General features: G+C 66.8%; 11 protein-coding genes. 8 read left to right on the forward strand and 3 right to left on the reverse strand.

The features are described 5' to 3' along the window. Positions 1–6: 6 nt before the first annotated feature. Positions 7–1431 (reverse strand): helix-turn-helix domain-containing protein, encoded by a 1425-nt coding sequence (locus DT343_RS01785; RefSeq protein ID WP_112861516.1) that lies wholly within the window; start codon positions 1429–1431, stop codon positions 7–9. Beyond that, entirely contained in the window at positions 1424–1561 is a 138-nt protein-coding gene (locus DT343_RS17410) for a hypothetical protein (protein ID WP_181669101.1), read from the reverse strand. The genes DT343_RS01785 and DT343_RS17410 overlap by 8 nt, the downstream gene beginning before the upstream one ends. Between DT343_RS17410 and DT343_RS01790 the strand changes: the two genes are divergently transcribed. Continuing rightward, positions 1560–3095, forward strand: a complete 1536-nt coding sequence (locus DT343_RS01790) for an acyl-CoA carboxylase subunit beta (RefSeq protein ID WP_112861517.1) — start codon at positions 1560–1562, stop codon at positions 3093–3095. The genes DT343_RS17410 and DT343_RS01790 overlap by 2 nt on opposite strands. Before the next feature lie 21 nt (positions 3096–3116). Here the strand turns inward: DT343_RS01790 and DT343_RS01795 are convergent, their stop codons facing one another. Next, positions 3117–3617: a DUF2199 domain-containing protein gene (locus DT343_RS01795; protein WP_112861518.1), complete on the reverse strand. Its 501-nt coding sequence runs from the start codon at positions 3615–3617 to the stop codon at positions 3117–3119. 114 nt (positions 3618–3731) lie between these two features. Here DT343_RS01795 and DT343_RS01800 point away from each other — a divergent pair, with 114 nt between their 5' ends. From DT343_RS01800 to tdh, 7 genes are all read left to right on the forward strand, one after another. Beyond that, positions 3732–5711: an acetyl-CoA carboxylase biotin carboxylase subunit gene (locus DT343_RS01800; protein WP_112861519.1), complete on the forward strand. Its 1980-nt coding sequence runs from the start codon at positions 3732–3734 to the stop codon at positions 5709–5711. A gap of 151 nt (positions 5712–5862) precedes the next feature. Next, positions 5863–7242, forward strand: a complete 1380-nt coding sequence (locus DT343_RS01805) for a methylmalonyl-CoA mutase family protein (RefSeq protein ID WP_112861520.1) — start codon at positions 5863–5865, stop codon at positions 7240–7242. Then, positions 7239–9398, forward strand: a complete 2160-nt coding sequence (gene scpA, locus DT343_RS01810; protein WP_112861521.1) for a methylmalonyl-CoA mutase — start codon at positions 7239–7241, stop codon at positions 9396–9398. Before DT343_RS01805 ends, scpA begins: the two co-directional genes overlap by 4 nt. After that, on the forward strand, positions 9395–9817 hold the full coding sequence (gene mce / locus DT343_RS01815) for a methylmalonyl-CoA epimerase (protein WP_112861522.1): 423 nt from the start codon (positions 9395–9397) through the stop codon (positions 9815–9817). Before scpA ends, mce begins: the two co-directional genes overlap by 4 nt. A gap of 52 nt (positions 9818–9869) precedes the next feature. Further along, positions 9870–10802, forward strand: a complete 933-nt coding sequence (locus tag DT343_RS01820) for a DUF4232 domain-containing protein (RefSeq protein WP_112861523.1) — start codon at positions 9870–9872, stop codon at positions 10800–10802. 41 nt (positions 10803–10843) lie between these two features. Then, positions 10844–12034, forward strand: a complete 1191-nt coding sequence (locus DT343_RS01825) for a glycine C-acetyltransferase (RefSeq protein WP_112861524.1) — start codon at positions 10844–10846, stop codon at positions 12032–12034. 105 nt (positions 12035–12139) lie between these two features. Next, positions 12140–13192: an L-threonine 3-dehydrogenase gene (gene tdh, locus DT343_RS01830; RefSeq protein WP_112861525.1), complete on the forward strand. Its 1053-nt coding sequence runs from the start codon at positions 12140–12142 to the stop codon at positions 13190–13192. Positions 13193–13199 lie beyond the last annotated feature (7 nt).

Below are 13199 nucleotides of genomic sequence, written 5' to 3' on the forward strand. Positions count from 1 at the left end.
CCCCGATCAATAGCGGTCGGGGCGCGGGCCATCCAGCACATAGGGCACCACGCCGCGCTCGTTCTCCGGCACGTGAAGGGCGCGGTCCAGGGGCGGGAAGGCGCGCTGGGTGCAGTCGGTGCGCTCGCAGATGCGGCAGCTGATGCCGATCCGCGCGGCGGGGCCGTTCAGGTCCAGACCGGCGGCATAGACCAAGGCGCCCGCATGCTCGACCTCGCAGCCCAGAGACAGGGCGTAGCGGCGGTCGTTGGCCAAATAGGAGCCGCTGGGCTTGGACACGCTGCGGGCGATGGAGATGTAGCGCGATCCGTCGGGCATCTCTGCCAGCTGGACCCCGATCCGGTCCGGCGCGGCGAAGGCTTCGTGGACGTTCCACAGCGGGCAGGCGCCGCCGAAGCGGGCGAACTGGAAGCGGGTGGCGCTGTGGCGTTTGGTGATGTTGCCGGCCATATCCACGCGGGCGAAATAGAAGGGCACGCCGCGCCAGCCGGGCCGTTGCAGGGTCGAGAGCCGGTGGCAGACCTGTTCGAAACTGACCTGAAATCGGGTGCGCAGCCGGTCGATGTCGTGCTTTTCCTCGCGCGCGGCCTCGAGGAAGGCCCGGTAGGGCAGCAGCAGGGCGCCGGCGGCGTAGTTGGCCAGGCCGACGCGGGCCACGTCGCGCGCGGCGTCGGTGCGGAAGGCGGCCTGATCCAGTTCGGCCTCGATCCGGTCGCGGAAGGACAGCAGGGCCAACTGGTGCGCCAGCTGGAACGACCGCGTCGCGCCGGGCTGCCAGGCGTCCAGCGTCAGGACGCGGCTGGCGGGATCGTAGCGACGCAGCGCCTCCTGACCGGCGACATAGGCGACGCGGACGCCGTGCGCCTGGCTCAGCGCGGCCTCCAGCGCCCGCTCGATCTGGCCGTCCTGCACCAGCGTCGCCGCCAGCGCCTCGGCCGCGGTGTCCAGCGTGTCGATGTAGTTGTCGCGATAATGGAAGAAGTCGCGCACCTCTTCGTAGGGCAAAAGGACGACACTGGCGCCGTGTTCGTCCCGGCCCAGGGTGTCGTCCAACGCCTTCACCCGCTCGTCCAGGCGGCGGAAGGTCTGGTGCAGGGCCAGGAATTGACGGGCCAGACGCGGGGTGTTGGCGACGGCCTGTTTCAGCTCTGCGGCCGTGGGCGGCTCGGCCTGACCTGCGATGTCGGTGGTCGCCTCGCGCAAATCGGCGATCAGGCGAGCATCGCCCTCCAGGTCGAACAGGCTGGCGTCCACGTGAAAGGCGCGGGTCAGGGCGATCAGGACGCGCGCGGTCGCCGGGCGCTGGTTGGTCTCGATCTGCGACAGATAGGACGGAGACAGGCCCAGCCGCTCGGCGCAGGCCTCCAGCGTCCAGCCGCGCGCCTCGCGCAGTTTGCGCAGCTTGGCGCCCAGGAAAAGCTTCTCAGCCATTCGCAACTTTGCAGATCATATCGCCATCCTTTGCAAGCCAGCGCAGTTCCACACCTTTTGCAAAGTTGCGTTTGCCATTTTGCGATGAAGGCGCCACGCGTTCTTTGAACGAGAGGCGAAGATCCATCATGACTCAAGCCATCCTTGAAGAACTGGAGCGCCGTCGCGCCGCCGCCAAACTGGGCGGTGGGGAAAAGCGTATCGCCGCCCAGCACGCCAAGGGCAAGCTGACGGCGCGCGAACGCATCGACGTGCTGCTGGACGAAGGCTCCTTCGAGGAGACCGACATGTTCGTCGAGCACCGCAGCCACGACTTCGGCATGCAGGACCAGCGCATCCCCGGCGACGGGGTGGTGACGGGTCGCGGCACCATCGGCGGACGGCTGGTCTATGTCTTCTCCAAGGACTTCACCGTCTTCGGCGGCAGCCTGTCGGGCGCCCATGCGGCCAAGATCGTCAAGCTGCAGAAGATGGCCCTGACCACCGGCGCGCCGATCATCGGCCTGTTCGACGCCGGCGGCGCGCGGATCCAGGAGGGGGTCGAGAGCCTGGCCGGTTACGCCGACATCTTCCTGCAGAATACGCTTGCCAGCGGCGTCATTCCCCAGATCAGCGTGATCATGGGGCCCTGCGCGGGCGGCGACGTCTATTCGCCCGCCATCACCGACTTCATCTTCATGGTGAAGGACACAAGCTACATGTACGTGACCGGCCCCGACGTGGTGAGGACGGTCACCAACGAGGTCGTCAGCCACGAGGACCTGGGTGGCGCGCGGGTGCATGCCGGCAAGTCGGGCGTGGCGGACGGGGCGTTCGAGAACGACCTGGAGGCCCTGTCGGAGGTGCGCCGCCTGATCGGCTTCCTGCCCCTGTCGAACCGCGAAAAGCCGCCGGTGCGCGAGAGCTATGACGAGCCCGAGCGGGACGAGCCGTCGCTGGACACCCTGATCCCGGCCAATCCGAACCAGCCCTATGACATGAAGGAGCTGATCCTGAAGGTGGTCGACGAGGCCGACTTCTTCGAGATCGGGGCCGACTTCGCCAAGAACATCATCTGCGGCTTCGGCCGGCTGGACGGCCAGACGGTCGGGATCGTCGCCAACCAGCCCCAGGTGCTGGCCGGGGTGCTGGACATAGATTCAAGTCGCAAGGCCGCGCGGTTCGTGCGGTTCTGCGACGCCTTCGACATTCCGATCGTCACCTTCGTGGACGTGCCGGGCTTCATGCCGGGGACCAAGCAGGAGTACGGCGCCCTGATCAAACACGGGGCCAAGCTGCTGTTCGCCTATGCCGAGGCGACGGTGCCGAAACTGACCCTGATCACGCGCAAGGCCTATGGCGGCGCCTATGACGTGATGAGTTCGAAACACCTGCGCGGCGACGTCAACTACGCCTGGCCCACCGCCGAGATCGCGGTCATGGGCGCCAAGGGCGCGGTCGAGATCATCTTCCGCAAGGAGGCCGGCGATCCGGCGGCCCTGGCCGCGCGCGAGGCCGAGTACAAGGACCGGTTCGCCAATCCGTTCGTGGCGGCGGGCCTGGGCTACATCGACGACGTCATCATGCCGCACGGGACGCGGCGGCGGCTGGTGAAGGCGTTGCGGACGCTGAAGAACAAGGTCCAGGAGAACCCCTGGAAGAAGCACGATAATATTCCGCTTTAGGTGATGAAACCCGGAGCCGTTTCAGTGCTGAGCCATATGGGCGTGATAGTAGGCCATCGCTTCATCGAAGCTGATGCCGTTTCGTTGGTGATGAGCCAGCGGATGGTCGGCCTCGTGCAGTTTGATGAGTGGGCGCTGCCGATCGTCTTGCGGAACGACATCGCACATCAGCGCAGTCGTTTGCGGGTAGCCCGGTATTGCGTTCGCGAAATAGCCGAACATGACCCCAAGCTTCGACTGGTCGGCATCCTCGAACGTGTCCCAATAGCGGTCGATATTGGTTTTGCTGAGCGTGGACCAGGCGCCAAACTCCAAAGTTTGATCGCTGCCGATTATGGGCAGAACAAGAACGCAGCGAACGTAGAAATCGACGTCTTTAAACCGACAGAAGTCACTCTGAAGAACCCAGTCTCCCGCGCGTTCCTCGGGCGTCGCCCAGTCATAAGGCGCGGGCGCATGGAAAGTGAGAGCGGCAAGACCGTCGTGGACCTTCCCGCACGTCGCACAAGTAAAAGACGCCATTTCGCTGACCCGACCCGCTGCCAAACTACAGCCCGCCAAACTTACTGGCGTAATGTCGGTCTTGTCGCCTCCCGTTTCCGTCCGACGCCCTCGCTGCCCTCAAGGACCGCCTGAATGTTCTCCAAAATCCTCATCGCCAACCGGGGCGAGATCGCGGTTCGGATCATCAAGACCTGCCGCCGCATGGGCATCAAAACCGTGCAGGTCTATTCGGAGGCGGACGCCGGGTCGTTGGCGGTCGAGATGGCCGACGAGGCGGTGCTGATCGGGCCGGCGCCGGCGGCGCAGTCCTATCTGCTGGCGGACAAGATCGTCGAGGCGGTGCGCCAGACGGGGGCGGAAGCCGTGCATCCGGGCTTTGGGTTCCTGTCTGAGAACGCCGGGTTCGCGCGGCGGCTGAGGGACGAGGGGATCGCCTTTATCGGGCCGAACCCCGAGGCCATCGAGGCCATGGGCGACAAGATCAGCTCCAAGAAGCTGGCGGCCGAGGCGGGGGTTTCGACCGTGCCGGGCCATATGGGACTGATCGAGACGCCGGACGAGGCGGTCAAGATCGCCAACCAGATCGGCTATCCGATCATGATCAAGGCCTCGGCAGGCGGCGGCGGCAAGGGCATCCGCGTGGCCCATTCGGACGCCGACATGGCCGAGGGGTTCGCGGCGGTGAAGGCCGAGGCGCTGAACGCCTTCGGCGACGACCGGGTCTTCCTGGAGAAGTTCATCGTCGATCCGCGCCACATCGAGATCCAGGTGCTGGGCGACAAGCACGGCCATGTGGTCCACCTGTTCGAGCGGGAATGCTCGATCCAGCGCCGCAACCAGAAGGTCATCGAGGAGGCGCCCAGCCCCTTGCTCGACGAGGCCACCCGCGCCGCCATGGGGGCGCAGGCCGTCGCCCTGGCCCAGGCCGTGAACTATGACTCGGCCGGCACGGTCGAGTTCGTCGCCGGTCAGGACAAGAGCTTCTACTTCCTGGAGATGAACACCCGTCTGCAGGTTGAGCATCCGGTGACGGAGCTGATCACCGGCGTCGATCTGGTCGAACAGATGATCCGTTCGGCCTGGGGCGAGACGCTGGCCTTCGAACAGAAGGACCTGAAGATCGACGGCTGGGCCATCGAGAGCCGCATCTACGCCGAGGATCCCTATCGTGGCTTCCTGCCCTCGATCGGGCGGCTGGTCCGATACGAGCAGCCGGAAGAGGGCGAGCAGGACGGCTATATGGTCAGAAACGATTCCGGCGTCCGCGAGGGCGACGAGATCAGCATGTTCTACGACCCGATGATCGCCAAACTGTGCGCCTGGGGCGAGACGCGCGAGGATGCGGTGATGGGCATGGCTCGGGCTTTGGAGGACACCCACCTGTCGGGCCTGGGGCATAATGTGCCCTTCCTGGCGGCGGTGATGGACCAGGAGCGGTTCAGGTCGGGGCGGCTGTCGACCAGCTATATCAAGGACGAGTTCCCGGACGGCTTCCATGGCCTGAAGCCGACGCAGGAGCAGGAGCGGATCCTGATCGCGGCCGCCATGGCCATGCACGAGATCATCGCCGAACAGGACGGCGATCCGTCGGACCGCACCGACTGGATCGTGATGATCGACAAGACGCCGCACGGGGTGGGCCTGTCCTATGATGCGGACGAGGCGATGATCCTGACCCTGACCGGCGGGGGCGACATCCGCCTGTCGGACATCGACTGGCGGCCGGGCCTGGCCCAGTTCAAGGCCGAGCTGGACGGCGAGGCCTTTACCGCCGAGGTCAAACGCGTGGCCGACGGCTTCGACATCCGCCACCGCGCGGCGAAGGCGCGGGTGCGGGTGCTGCGGCCGCATGTCGCCGAACTGTATGCGCGCCTGCCGGAGAAGGCGGTCGCGGATACGTCGAAACTGGTGCTGTCGCCCATGCCGGGGCTGGTGGTGTCGATCCCGGTGGTGGTGGGCCAGGCGGTCAAGACCGGCGAGACGGTGGCCATCATCGAGGCCATGAAGATGCAGAACATCTTGAAGGCCGAACGCGACGGGGTGGTGAAGGCCGTCGGCGCCAAGGACGGCGATCCCGTGGCGGCGGACGACGTGCTGGTGGAGTTCGGGTGATGAAGAACCCCTCCGTCTCTCCGCTTCGCTCCGAGCCACTTCCCCATTGGATGGGGAGGAGACGACAGCCTGTCTCCTCCCCGCTTGCGGGGAGGGGGACCGCGAAGCGGTGGAGGGGCTCTTCATGCCGCACGGTTGGGGAGGCGGCCGCATGACCTTCCCCACACCCACTCCCCTCGAATGGCGCGAGGCGGCCCAGAAGGCACTGAAGGATCGGCCGATCGAGTCCCTGATGCATCTGGATGCGGACCAACTGGTGACGCGGCCGTTGTACGCCGGCGCGACGGGCGTGCAGCCGATCTTCGCCCCGCGTCCGTCCGACTCCGAAGGCCGGGCCTGGGATCTGCGAACGCTGGTGGAGGGCGACGATGCCGAGGCGGTCAACGCCGCCGTCCTGACCGATCTGGAGAATGGCGCGGCCTCGGTGGTGCTGAAGGGGCGGGTGCTGGCGGATTCCGCCCCGCTCAGCCGGGCGCTGGAAGGCGTGGCGCTGGAGCTGGCGCCCGTCGCGCTGGACGCGGGGATCGACGGGCCGGATGCGGCCAATGCCCTGGCAGTCGTCGCCAAGGGCTCTCCGCGCGCCAAGCTGCGATTTCATATGGACCCGGTCTCGGCCTTCGCCGAGGCGGGCGGCGCCCCGCGTTCGGTGGAGGAGCATCTGACCCTGGCGGCCAATACGGCGGCGCGTCATGCGGGCGCCTATCCCGACGCGACCTTCTTCTTGGCCAGCGGCCGGGTCGCGCACGAGGCAGGCGGATCGGCAGCGCAAGAACTGGCCTTTGCGGCGTCCAGCGTCGTGGCCCATGCGAAGGCGGCGGTCGAGGCCGGGATGTCGGTCGAGGCGGCTTTGCGCGGCACCGTCGTCGGCCTGTCGGTCGATGCGGAATATTTCGACAGCCTGGCCAAGGTGCGAGCCATGCGGCTGATCTGGGCCAGCCTGACGAAAGCGTTCGACGTGGAGGTTCCGGCGGTTATCGAAGCGCGCTCGTCGCGGCGGATGCTGTCGGCGCGCGATCCCTGGCCCAATCTGCTGCGGCTGACGGCGGCGGGGTTCGCCGGCGCGGTCGGCGGGGCGGACGTGGTGGTGCTGGACGGCTTCACCCGCGCCTCCGGGACGTCGGACGCCTTCGGCCGGCGTCAGGCGCGGAACACCCAGCTGGTGCTGATGGAAGAGGCCAATCTGGGTCGGGTCGACGATCCGGCCGCCGGCTCATGGTATCTGGACGCCCGGACGCGGGACCTGACAGAGGCCGGCTGGGCCGAGTTCCAGATGATCGAGGCCGAAGGCGGTCTGGTCGAGGCCCTGAAGGGCTCGGTCATCCAGCCCCGCATCGCCCGCGCCCGCGAGATCCGCGAGGCCGCGCTGACGAACGGAGCGGCCCAGATCATCGGCGTGACCAAATATGTCGATGCGGACGTGCGGCCGGCGCCGGTCGAGGCGGCCGATGAGACGGCCGTGGCGGTCGAGCGGGTGTGCGAGCCCCTGTCTCCGATCCGGTTCGCCGCGGCTTTCGAGGAGACGGCTCAATGAGTTTCCCCGATTTCAGCAAGATCGCCCTGAACCTCGATGCGACGGGGCGGGGGCCGACGCGCGATCCTTGGCTGACGCCCGAGGGGCTGACGGTCGAGACCGCCTATGGTCCCGACAGCACGGACGCGCTGGATCACCCGCACGGCCTGCCGGGATTCGCGCCGTTCGTGCGTGGTCCTTATCCGACCATGTATGCGGGCAATCCATGGACGATCCGGCAATACGCCGGATTCTCCACCGCCGAGGAGTCCAACGCCTTCTATCGCCGCAACCTGGCGGCCGGTCAGAAGGGGCTGAGCATCGCCTTCGATCTGGCGACGCACCGGGGCTATGACAGCGACCACCCGCGAGTGAAGGGCGACGTCGGCATGGCGGGCGTGGCCATCGACAGCATCTATGACATGCGCACCCTGTTCGACGGGATCCCGCTGGATCAGATGTCGGTGTCGATGACGATGAACGGGGCGGTGCTGCCGATCCTGGCACTGTATGTCGTCGCGGCCGAGGAGCAGGGCGTGCCGCACGCCAAGCTGACCGGAACCATTCAGAACGACATTCTGAAGGAGTTCATGGTCCGCAACACCTACATCTATCCGCCCGAACCCTCGATGCGGATCATCGCGGACATCTTCGCCTGGACGGCGCAGGAGACACCGAAGTTCAACTCCATCTCGATCAGCGGCTATCACATGCAGGAGGCGGGAGCCTCGGCGGATATCGAGCTGGCCTACACCCTGGCGGACGGGATCGAATATCTGCGGGCGGGCGTCGCGGCCGGTATGCCGATCGACCGGTTCGCGCCGCGGCTGAGCTTCTTCTGGGCCATCGGCATGAACTACTTCATGGAGGTGGCCAAGATGCGGGCCGGCCGCCTGCTGTGGGCCGAGGCGGTCAGGAAAGAGGGCGGCGTCGATCCCAAGTCGCTGTCCTTACGCGCCCACTGCCAGACATCGGGCTGGTCGCTGGCGGCGCAGGACGTGTTCAACAATGTGCCGCGCACCATGGTCGAGGCCATGGCGGCGGCGGGCGGCCAGACGCAGAGCCTGCACACCAACGCCTTGGACGAGGCCCTGGCCCTGCCGACTGACTTCTCGGCCCGGATCGCGCGCAACACCCAGATCCTGCTGCAGCAGGAGACGGGGCTGACGCGGGTCATCGACCCTTGGGGCGGCAGCTTCTATGTCGAGCGGCTGACGCACGAGCTGGCCGAGCGCGCCCGCGCTCATATGGCCGAGGTCGAGGCCTTGGGCGGCATGGCGAAGGCGATCGAAGCCGGCATCCCCAAGCTGCGGATCGAGGAGTCCGCCGCCAAGACCCAGGCCCGGATCGACACCGGCCAGCAGACGGTGGTGGGGGTGAACAAATATCTGAACCCCGTCGTCGACGACATTCCGATGCTGAAGGTCGACAATGCGGCGGTGTTGGCGGCCCAGATTGACAAGTTGAAGCGCCTGCGCGCCGAGCGAGATCAGGCGGCGACCGATGCGGCGCTGAACGCCCTGACCGAGGGCGCGCGCGGGAATGCCAACCTGCTGGAACTGGCGGTTCAGGCGGCCCGCGCCAAGGCGACGGTGGGCGAAATCTCCGACGCGCTGGAGGCCGCCTTCGGCCGCCACGTGGCCACGGTCCAGACCGTGTCGGGCGTCTATGCCAAGGAGGCGGGGACCGACGCCCGCTTCGCCCGCGCCCGCGAGATGGTGGCGACCTTCGTCGAGAATGACGGCGGGCCGCCGCGCATCCTGATCGCCAAACTGGGGCAGGACGGGCACGACCGGGGCCAGAAGGTCGTCGCGACCGGATACGGCGATCTGGGCTTCGACGTCACGGCCGGCAGCCTGTTCCAGACGCCGTCCGAGGCTGCTCAGGAAGCGGTCGAGAAGGGCGTTCACGCGGTCGGCGCATCATCGCTGGCGGCCGGGCATCTGACGCTGGTGCCCGAGCTGAAGGCCGAGTTGGAGAAACTGGGCCGGCCCGACATCATGATCGTGGTCGGCGGGGTGATCCCGCCGTCCGACGTCCAGCCCCTGCTCGATATGGGCGCGGCCGCCGTCTATCCGCCCGGTTCGGCCATCGCTGATACGGCGGTGGACCTGATCGAGAAGCTGAACCAGCGTCTGGGTTACGCCCAGCCGACCCCCGACAAGGACAAGTCATGATCGGCGCCCTGAACCACGTCGGCGTCGCGACGCCATCCATCGCCGACTCGATCAAACTGTATCGCGATATCCTCGGCGCGACGAAGATCGGCGAGCCGTTCGACCTGCCGGCGCAGGGGGTAAAGGTCTGTTTCGTGGATACGCCGACGGCTCAGATCGAGCTGATCGAACCCTATGACGACACCAGTCCCATCGTCGGCTTCCTGGCCAAGAATCCCAAGGGCGGCCAGCACCACGTCTGTTTCGAGGTCGCCGACATCCACGCCGCCGTCGCCGAGATGCGCGCCAAGGGGGTGACGATCCTGGGCACAGGCGAGCCGCGCATAGGGGCGCACGGGACGCCGGTCGTCTTCCTGCATCCACGTGACATGGGCGGCGTACTGATCGAGCTGATGGAGACGCCAAAAGCGGAGCATTAAGCGGAGCCTTTGGTCAGGTTGGGCCGTTGAAGGCGAAACCAGAGGACATGACATGATGTCGCACCGCCTGACCGCATTCGTCGCCATCGCCGCCCTGACCGGCGCCGCAGCCTGCTCTCGCACCGAGCCGGAGCAGCCCGCCGCCCCGGTCGAACCGTCGGCCGCGCCTGCATCCAATGCGCCCTCGGTCGGCTATGCCTGCGAAAGCGGCGCGACGCTTCAGGTCCAGTATGTCGACAGCGACAACGCCAAGCTGACCCATCAGAACCAGACCTATGCCTTGCGTTCGGTGCAGGCTGCCAGCGGCGCGCGCTATGTCGGCGGCGGGGTGGAATGGTGGACGGCGACGCGCGATGGCCAAGAGAGCGGCACGCTGAGCCGACTGGGTCCGGACGGCACCACCGGTGTCGCGGTGCTGGAGCGCTGCTCACGGCCGATTCCCGGGGCGGATGCGACGCCCGGACCGCTGCCGACGCCCGGACCGCTGCCGACGCCAGGTCAGACGCCGACCGAGGCGACCGGCGGGGTCTTGCCGGCTGCGCTGCCCTGCAAGGGGCCGCAACTGACGCTGGCGGCGGGCGACGGGGATGCGGGCGCCGGAAATCGGGTCACCAACTTCAGTCTTCAAAATATAGGAACCCAGGCCTGCAGCCTGACCGGCTATCCGACAGTGACCTTGCAGGACGCGCGCGGGCGCACCCTGTCGTCCATTCGCGCCGAACAGAGCCCAGGAAGCTATTTCCGCCAAGGCCAGATCCCGACGCCTGTCCAACTGGCGCCCCGCGCCAAGGCCTATTTCGAAATGGCCTGGAGCGTCGTGCCTAATGAAGCGATGCAAAAGACGTGTCCCGATGCGGCCATGATAAAGGTCACCGCGCCCAGCGATACGGCCGCCGTCAGCCTGCCGTTCTCGTTCAGCCCCTGCGGCGGTCGCATCCGCGTCAGTCCGATCCGGGCCGAGGCCAACCCGGCCCCGGCGACCTGAGGCGGGTGGAAACCGATCGAAAATCGGCGTAGGTCGCGCCCATGACTCAGAGCTTTTACGACCGCGTCGCCGGCGAACTGTCCGAGATCGACGCCCAGGGCTTGACCAAGCCCGAACGCATCATCGCCTCGCGCCAAGGGCCTGTGATCCAGGTCGCCGGACGCGACGTGCTGAACTTCTGCGCCAACAACTATCTTGGCTTGGCCGGCGACGAGCGCGTGACCCAGGCCGGGATGGCGGCGCAAGCGAAGTGGGGCGCGGGCACCGCGTCCGTGCGCTTCATCTGCGGCACGCTGGAGATCCACAAGGAACTGGAAGCGGCCATCGCCAGCTATCTCGGTTTCGAGGACGCCATCCTGTTCGCCGCCGCCTTCGACGCCAACGGCGGTCTGTTCGAGCCGCTGCTGGGCGAAAACGACGCCATCGTCTCAGACAGTCTGAACCACGCCTCGATTATCGATGGCGTGCGGCTGTGCAAGGCCAAACGCTACCGCTTCGCCAACTCCGACATGGACGAGCTGGAGAGCCGGCTGAAGGAGGCCCGCTCGGCCGGCGCTCGCGACATCATCATCGCCACCGACGGCGCCTTCTCGATGGACGGCTATATCGCCAAGCTGGACGAGATTCGGGCGCTGGCCGACAAATACGACGCCCTGATCATGGTCGATGACTGCCATGCGACCGGCTTCCTGGGCCCGCAAGGCAAGGGTTCCTTCGCCCATCACGGGGTCGAGGTGGATTTCGTCACCGGCACCTTCGGCAAGGCTCTGGGCGGCGCCATGGGCGGCTTCATCTGCGCGAAGAAGTCGGTGGTCGACCTGCTGAAACAGCGGGCGCGGCCCTATCTGTTCTCCAACGCCCTGGCGCCGGCGGTGTGCGGGTCCAGCCTGGAGGCGATCCGCATCGCCCAAGGGACGGAGGGCGACACGCTGCGCACCCGCCTGTCGGCCAACGCCCATCGCTATCGCGGGGCCATGTCGGACGCAGGCTTCACCCTGCTGGACGGCGAGCATCCGATCATCCCGGTCATGCTGGGCGACGCCAAACTGGCGCAGGATTTTGCGGCTCGCGCGCTGGAGCTGGGCGTCTATGTGATCGGGTTTTCGTTCCCCGTCGTGCCGCGCGGCCAGGCCCGCATCCGCACACAGATGTCGGCGGCGCATACCTTCGACCAGATCGACCGCACGGTCGAAGTGTTCACTCAGGCGGGACGGGAACTGGGCGTCATTTAGCCCTTTTCGCACGCCATCGACGAAAGCCAAGCGGTGAGGAGGCGTGGGGCCTCAGCCGCCGGTTTCGGGATGAACCCGGAGCCGTGATTTCAGGGAGTTGAGACTATGACCGACACGATGAAGGCCCTGGCCAAGACCGCGCCCGGCATCGGTCTGGAACTGATCGACGCGCCGATCCCCGAGGCGGGACCGGAGGATGTGCTGATCCGGGTGCATCGCACGGCCGTCTGCGGCACCGACATCCACATCTGGAACTGGGACGAATGGTCCCAGAAAAACGTGCCGACCCCGATGATCACCGGCCACGAGTTCGCCGGCGAGATCGTCGCCATCGGCAAGGATGTGGATCGCCCGCTGAAGATCGGCCAGCGCGTCTCGGCCGAGGGCCACGTCATCGACCTGAACTCCGAAGCGGCCCGCGCCGGCCATTTCCACCTGGACCCCAAGACGCGCGGCATTGGCGTGAACCGCCAGGGGGCCTTCGCCGAGTTCGTGGTGGCGCCGGCCTTCAACGTCATCGAACTGCCGGACGACGTGCCCTATGAGATCGGCTCGATCCTCGATCCGTTCGGCAATGCGGTTCACACGGCGCAGCAGTTCGACCTGCTGGGCGAGGACGTTCTGGTCACCGGCGCCGGCCCCATCGGCATGATGGCCGCGGCCGTGGCGCGTCACGCCGGCGCGCGCACCGTGGTCCTGACCGACATCAACGACTTCCGGCTGGAGCTGGCGCAGAAGGTCGCGCCTGGCGTTCGCACCGTGAATACGACCAAGGAAGACATCCACGACGTCATGAAGGAGCTGGGCCTGAAGGTCGGCTTTGACGTCGCGCTGGAAATGTCGGGCTCGCCCATCGCCTTCAAACAGTGCGTCGACACCCTGATCATGGGCGGCGGCATGGCGTTGCTGGGCATTCCCGGCAAGCCGATGGAAACCGACTGGGGGGCGATCATCCTGAAGGCCCTGACCATCAAGGGCGTCTATGGCCGCGAGATGTTCACCACCTGGCGCAAGATGCTGGGCCTGCTGAAAGCCGGCCTGGACCTCAGCCCGCTGATCACTCACCGCCTGGGTTACGCCGACTACCGCGAAGGCTTCGAAGCCATGAAGTCGGGCCAGTCGGGCAAGGTCGTGCTGGACTGGGACAAGGCCGCCTGAAGTTTTA

The sequence above is a fragment of the Brevundimonas vesicularis genome (assembly GCF_900445985.1).
Classification (GTDB): domain Bacteria; phylum Pseudomonadota; class Alphaproteobacteria; order Caulobacterales; family Caulobacteraceae; genus Brevundimonas; species Brevundimonas vesicularis_D.

Bases quoted from the DNA above. Each gene is read 5' to 3' on its own strand.
- DT343_RS01820 (WP_112861523.1), top strand. From the start codon at position 9,870: ATGATGTCGCACCGCCTGACCGCATTCGTCGCCATCGCCGCCCTGACC.
- scpA (WP_112861521.1), top strand. From the start codon at position 7,239: ATGAGTTTCCCCGATTTCAGCAAGATCGCCCTGAACCTCGATGCGACG.
- mce (WP_112861522.1), top strand. From the start codon at position 9,395: ATGATCGGCGCCCTGAACCACGTCGGCGTCGCGACGCCATCCATCGCC.
- DT343_RS01790 (WP_112861517.1), top strand. From the start codon at position 1,560: ATGACTCAAGCCATCCTTGAAGAACTGGAGCGCCGTCGCGCCGCCGCC.
- DT343_RS01805 (WP_112861520.1), top strand. From the start codon at position 5,863: ATGACCTTCCCCACACCCACTCCCCTCGAATGGCGCGAGGCGGCCCAG.
- DT343_RS17410 (WP_181669101.1), bottom strand. From the start codon at position 1,561: ATGATGGATCTTCGCCTCTCGTTCAAAGAACGCGTGGCGCCTTCATCG.
- DT343_RS01825 (WP_112861524.1), top strand. From the start codon at position 10,844: ATGACTCAGAGCTTTTACGACCGCGTCGCCGGCGAACTGTCCGAGATC.
- tdh (WP_112861525.1), top strand. From the start codon at position 12,140: ATGACCGACACGATGAAGGCCCTGGCCAAGACCGCGCCCGGCATCGGT.
- DT343_RS01800 (WP_112861519.1), top strand. From the start codon at position 3,732: ATGTTCTCCAAAATCCTCATCGCCAACCGGGGCGAGATCGCGGTTCGG.
- DT343_RS01795 (WP_112861518.1), bottom strand. From the start codon at position 3,617: ATGGCGTCTTTTACTTGTGCGACGTGCGGGAAGGTCCACGACGGTCTT.
- DT343_RS01785 (WP_112861516.1), bottom strand. From the start codon at position 1,431: ATGGCTGAGAAGCTTTTCCTGGGCGCCAAGCTGCGCAAACTGCGCGAG.